The organism is Streptococcus sp. GMD4S, from assembly GCF_000296955.1.
In genome coordinates, this window is the sequence record NZ_AJRE01000088.1 from 1 (window position 1) to 5,566 (window position 5,566).

General features: G+C 34.2%; 5 protein-coding genes and 1 pseudogene. All 6 read left to right on the forward strand.

Translation table 11 applies throughout. The annotated features are described in order from the left end of the window. The coding region (locus tag GMD4S_RS06775) for a DUF2130 domain-containing protein (protein ID WP_000851656.1) at positions 1 to 789 on the forward strand (789 nt) is incomplete at its 5' end. Between the two features lie 6 nt (positions 790 to 795). Then, positions 796 to 2,466 (forward strand): hypothetical protein, encoded by a 1,671-nt coding sequence (locus tag GMD4S_RS06780; protein ID WP_001262694.1) that lies wholly within the window; start codon positions 796 to 798, stop codon positions 2,464 to 2,466. A 9-nt stretch (positions 2,467 to 2,475) separates the two neighbouring features. After that, positions 2,476 to 3,276: a hypothetical protein gene (locus GMD4S_RS06785; protein WP_001288177.1), complete on the forward strand. Its 801-nt coding sequence runs from the start codon at positions 2,476 to 2,478 to the stop codon at positions 3,274 to 3,276. Continuing rightward, the gene (locus GMD4S_RS06790; RefSeq protein ID WP_000622662.1) at positions 3,277 to 4,362 is read left to right on the forward strand and encodes an AAA family ATPase; all 1,086 of its coding nucleotides are present in this window, start codon (positions 3,277 to 3,279) and stop codon (positions 4,360 to 4,362) included. A gap of 20 nt (positions 4,363 to 4,382) precedes the next feature. Further along, on the forward strand, positions 4,383 to 5,261 hold the full coding sequence (gene truB, locus GMD4S_RS06795) for a tRNA pseudouridine(55) synthase TruB (RefSeq protein WP_008289372.1): 879 nt from the start codon (positions 4,383 to 4,385) through the stop codon (positions 5,259 to 5,261). 114 nt (positions 5,262 to 5,375) lie between these two features. Further along, a pseudogene (locus tag GMD4S_RS06800) lies at positions 5,376 to 5,566 on the forward strand (uridine kinase); the annotation flags it as partial.

The window sequence follows — 5,566 nt, forward strand, 5'->3', positions numbered from 1 at the left end:
GCTAGTGAACAGGTCGAGTTCTATAAGAATTTCAAAGCCCAACAATCCACAAAAGCTATCGGGGAAAGTTTGGAACAGTATGCAGAGAGTGAGTTTAACAAGGTTCGTAGTTTTGCCTTTCCAAATGCCTACTTTGAGAAGGATAACAAGGTTTCTGCGCGAGGATCTAAGGGGGACTTTATCTTCCGTGATTTTGATGAAAATGGTCTAGAATTCATTTCCATCATGTTTGAAATGAAAAACGAAGCGGATGGGACGGAGAAGAAGCATAAGAATGCAGATTTTTACAAGGAATTGGACAAGGACCGTCGGGAAAAGAACTGCGAGTATGCGGTTTTAGTGACCATGCTTGAGGCAGATAATGACTACTTTAACACTGGGATTGTGGACGTCAGTCATGAGTATGAAAAGATGTATGTGGTTCGTCCTCAATTCTTTATTCAGTTGATTGGGCTCTTGCGTAATGCAGCGCTTAATTCTCTAAAATACAAGCAGGAGTTGGCCTTGGTTCGCGAGCAAAATATCGATATTACGCATTTTGAGGAAGATTTGGATGCCTTTAAACTAGCTTTTGCCAAGAACTACAACTCTGCTTCGACCAACTTTGGCAAAGCTATTGATGAAATCGACAAGGCCATCAAACGCATGGAAGAGGTCAAGAAGTTCCTAACCACATCCGAAAACCAACTCCGCCTCGCAAACAATAAGTTGGAAGATGTTTCGGTTAAAAAATTGACCCGAAAAAATCCAACCATGAAAGCGAAGTTTGATGCCTTGAAGGGAGAATAGAAAGCAGTGGCAAATGAATTATTAGTATTGAATACTGAAGAAGTAAATGAGTCTGAAAATTTAAATTATGACGAATTAGAAGAACTATTGGAACAGCAATTTACAATGGAGTTTTCTAATCTCGAAAAATTAGAAATAGAATGTAAAGAAATTAGTTCACCAGATAAACTAGGAGATGTTATTTTAGATGAAATCTGGGATCAATTTGCGAATCAAATTGGCTTAGATATGACAAGTGATACTCTTCTTAAGCAGTATAATGATAATAACCCTAATGGCTATACAAAAAAAGAAGGTAGTAAGATACTAAAAGATACAAGGTATACTGATGCAAATAATGCTATGAAAGAAAAGCAAAAATCAGGAAACTTGAAGGATGAATACACCGGAAAAACATTAAAAGTAAATGAAAAAGCTAATTTAGATCACGTTGTAGCACGTAAACAAATTTTTGAAAATCCTTGGAGAAAGATTGCTGATATAGAAACTGCGGATTTAGCAAACAAATCAGAAAATCTTGCTGCAACAAACGAATCACTTAATAAAAGTAAAGGAGCAAAATCCAATAGTGAATATATAAAGAATAGAGAACTGAGGGAAAAAGAACTTAGGAATCAAGTTCAAAGAGCCAATGAGAAAATTGATAAGATGAATATCTCAGATGCCGAAAAGCGAAATCTTAAAGCTGAAAATAATAAAAGATTAAATGATAAATTAGCTGCCGATTCGAAGAAAATGCTCAAATCTGAAAAAACAGCGAAGAAAGCTATTAATAAGGATATTGCAAAGAAAGCTTCTGTAAGAATGGCGAACAAGGCAGGTAAAGATGCAGTTAAAGCTATGTTTATTGCAGCATTATTTGGGATGTTGAAGGAAATTATGAATGCTTTAGTGAGGTATTTTAAAGCAAAAAAACAATCTTTTGATACATTTATAGAGGAAATGAAAAAAGCACTTCATTCATTTTTTGGCAAAATCAAAGATTTTATTAAAGTAGGTGTAGATAGTTTTGTTGGAAGCATTGTTGGAGAAATTATCGGCGCATTTAACCAGAAATTACAAAAACTTCCAAACTTGATTAAACAATTATTTGGTTCTATCAGAGAAAGCATTTCTTATTTATCTAACCCAGAAAATCAAACACATTCTACAGCAATTAAGATAGCTCACATTTCAAAAATTATTACTTCTGCACTAGTAGGTGTAGGTGCAATGTTTTTAGGAGAATATTTTGAAAAGTATTTATTAACAATATCAGGAATGCAAACTCTAATACCATTATTAGGGACCATTGCAAATATCTTAGGCATGTTTTTGGCGAGTTTATTGACAGGTATATTAGGTGCTGTAATTATTAATAGACTTGATCAATTTATTTCAAAAAAATTAATTGAGGAAAATCAAAAGAAACAAGCTAATAAGAAAAACGAATTGTTAAGAATTCAGGATGTTCAAATTTTTGTTGCCGAGCAAAATGTTGCTGTTAAGCGAAATGATATATTCATTAAGATGGCTAAGAACCATCAAAAACTAAGAGAACTTCTTGGTAATGTTCAAGAGGAGTTTTCTAATTCAAAGATTGATTTCAAACAGCGATTATTAGCTAACGAAATGTACTTTGATGAAAAGCAAAGTGAACTTGAAGAAATGCAAAGTGCATTAAACGATTTACTATAGGAGAATGTTATGTCAGAAGAATTAGAGATTCAGGTTTTAGCAAAGTCTGAAAGATTTAATGAAAAAAAAGAAGCGTTGAAAGCTTTTAGTGAAGAAATTCCAGAACAATCAGATTTACCGACTGTCCCACAAGACGATCCTATGCTAGGATTTATTGGTATGGAATATGATGTTAAAGGTAAGGATTTAAATGCTCTCACCGATGCTGTTCAAAATAGAATGATTGAACAAAACAAGCATATTAAAAAGATTATTCAGGAATTTAATACCATTTATGAAACTTTCCAAATATTGGATGATGAGTATATTCAAAGTATTTCAAAGTCTTTGATTGCAGCCAAAGAGGCAAATGATAAAGCTATGCAGGGATTGCACGAGATAGAAGAATATCAAACTGGTAATAAAAAACTATTAGATGACGTTTTTAACCAGAATAAAGATTTAATTGATATATTGAAGAAACATCATAAAAAGCTAGAAGAGTTAGAACAACTTGAAGAGAAGCAAAGTGAAATTCAAATTGAAATTGATACTTTAAAAGCGAATCTAAAAACATTAGTGAAAATAGAAAATAGTTTTAACGATTTGCATTTACAAGTTGAAGAAAAACAAAATAATTTTAAAAATTTCCTTGATGAAATCAATAATAAATCAATAACAGAGAGAGATAATCTAAAGTTAATTGTTGAAAGTCTTGAAACAAAACTAGAAGAGAAACAAAAAGAGATTGTTTTTCTAAGAAAAGGATTCTATACTCTTGTAGTCGCTGTTGTTTTAATAGTATTATTTCTATTGTTTAAAGGAATGTAGATGATTAGTGAAACTTATTTAAAGTTGTTAAAATCAGAAGTGAAGAAAATTGATGATTTAACAAATAGTACTTATGAATTAGAAGTAATTCTTCAAGATATTGTTGATAATGTTAAAAATGCTGACTTAGAGTTTATAAAACGATTAGGAAACTTAACTACTAAAGAGACATTCTCTACAATCAAAGATAAGCAAACTAGCATATTGGAATTATTGTATAAATATCTTGGCTCTAGAGTTATTGATACAAATTATTTGATTTTGAAAGAAACAAATAATAAATCATTTGAAGCATTAGCAAATGATTTAAAGTCATTAATAGGTTTAGAAAATGTGAAGAAAGAGATTGAAGATCTAGTCGCATTTAATAAAGTTCAGCAAAGTAGAGAAAAAATCGGTCTTAAAAAAACAAATAGAACGATGCATATGGCGTTTTTAGGTAATCCAGGTACTGGTAAAACTACTGTGGCTAGAATCGTTGGGAATATGTACCGGTCATTAGGAATATTAAGTAAAGGCCACTTTATTGAGGCAAGTAGAACAGACTTAATAGCAGAATATCAAGGACAAACGGCTTCTAAAGTTAAGAGATTGATACAAAAAGCCAAAGGTGGTGTATTGTTTATTGATGAAGCATATAGTATTACTGAAAACGATAAAAGTGATAGTTATGGTCGAGAGTGTTTAACTGAGTTAACTAAAGCATTAGAAGACTATCGAGATGATTTGGTGGTTATTGTTGCTGGATATGATGAATTGATGAAAAAATTTTTTGAATCTAATCCTGGGTTAAAATCAAGATTTAATTATTTTATTACGTTTGAAGATTATACTGTGGACCAAATGTTTGACATTTTTCTTTCACATTGTAAAAATGAAGAATACATTTTGCATGATTCTGCAAAAGAAACATTAAAAAAATATTTAGAATTACATAGTAACAATCCTGAAAATAAAAATGCAAATGGGCGATTTGTAAGAAATGTATTTGATAGGATAGTTATGAACCAAGCAAGAAGATTAGCCACATTATCTTTTGTTACAAAAGATAATTACATTACAATTCTTGAAGAAGATATTTCATGAATGAAATCAGAAAGCAACACATGAACGGTATTATCAACTTAAAAAAAGAAGCGGGGATGACCTCGCATGATGCGGTTTTTAAGCTGCGTAAGATTTTGGGAACCAAGAAAATTGGTCATGGTGGGACCTTGGATCCGGATGTAGTGGGAGTTCTGCCAATCGCGGTTGGCAAGGCAACCCGTATGGTCGAATTTATGCAGGACGAGGGCAAGGTCTATGAGGGGGAAATCACTCTAGGTTATTCAACGACGACTGAGGATGCCAGTGGAGAAGTGATCGCAGAGACCCCTGTTTTGTCGCTCTTGGATGAAACCATTGTCGATGAAGCGATTGCTAGTCTGACTGGGCCTATCACTCAGATTCCACCTATGTACTCGGCTGTCAAGGTTAATGGTCGCAAGCTCTATGAGTATGCGCGTGCAGGTCAGGAAGTGGAGCGTCCAGAACGTCAGGTGACTATTTATCAATTTGAACGGACAAGTCCGATTTCTTATGAGAGCGAACTTGCGCGTTTTACCTTTCGTGTGAAATGCAGTAAGGGGACTTATATCCGTACCTTATCGGTTGATTTAGGTAAGAAGCTGGGTTATGCGGCCCATATGTCCCACCTAACACGTACTAGTGCAGCTGGTTTGCAGTTAGAAGATGCCTTGACTTTGAAAGAAATTGCTGAAAAAGTGGAGGCTGGTCAACTGGACTTTCTCCATCCTCTAGAGATTGGTACAGGGGACCTTGTCAAAGTTATCCTAACTCCAGAAGAGGCTACAGAAGTGCGGTTTGGTCGTTTTATCGAGCTAGACCAAACAGACCAAGAACTGGCTGCCTTTGAGGGAGATACATTGCTAGCCATTCTAGAAAAAAGGGGCAATTTCTACAAACCAAGGAAGGTTTTTAGCTAGTTTCACTAGATTGTGGGGATAGATTGATGTTTCCCCTAGACTATCCAAAATCAGACTATAAATTTTGCAAAAAATGTGATAGAATAGACGACGGATAAAAAAACGGAGGATAGCATGCAAAATAGACCAATCATTATCGGAGTGACAGGTGGTTCTGGTGGTGGTAAGACCAGTGTTTCAAGAGCCATTTTATCTCATTTTCCTGATGAAAAGATTTCCATGATTGAGCATGATTCATACTACAAGGATCAGTCTCACTTGACCTTTGAAGAGCGTGTCAAAACCAACTACGACCATCCTTTTGC

What these genes read in the sequence shown, in the direction of transcription:
- GMD4S_RS06785 (WP_001288177.1), top strand. Translation starts at nt 2,476, where the DNA reads ATGTCAGAAGAATTAGAGATTCAGGTTTTAGCAAAGTCTGAAAGATTT.
- GMD4S_RS06790 (WP_000622662.1), top strand. Translation starts at nt 3,277, where the DNA reads ATGATTAGTGAAACTTATTTAAAGTTGTTAAAATCAGAAGTGAAGAAA.
- truB (WP_008289372.1), top strand. Translation starts at nt 4,383, where the DNA reads ATGAACGGTATTATCAACTTAAAAAAAGAAGCGGGGATGACCTCGCAT.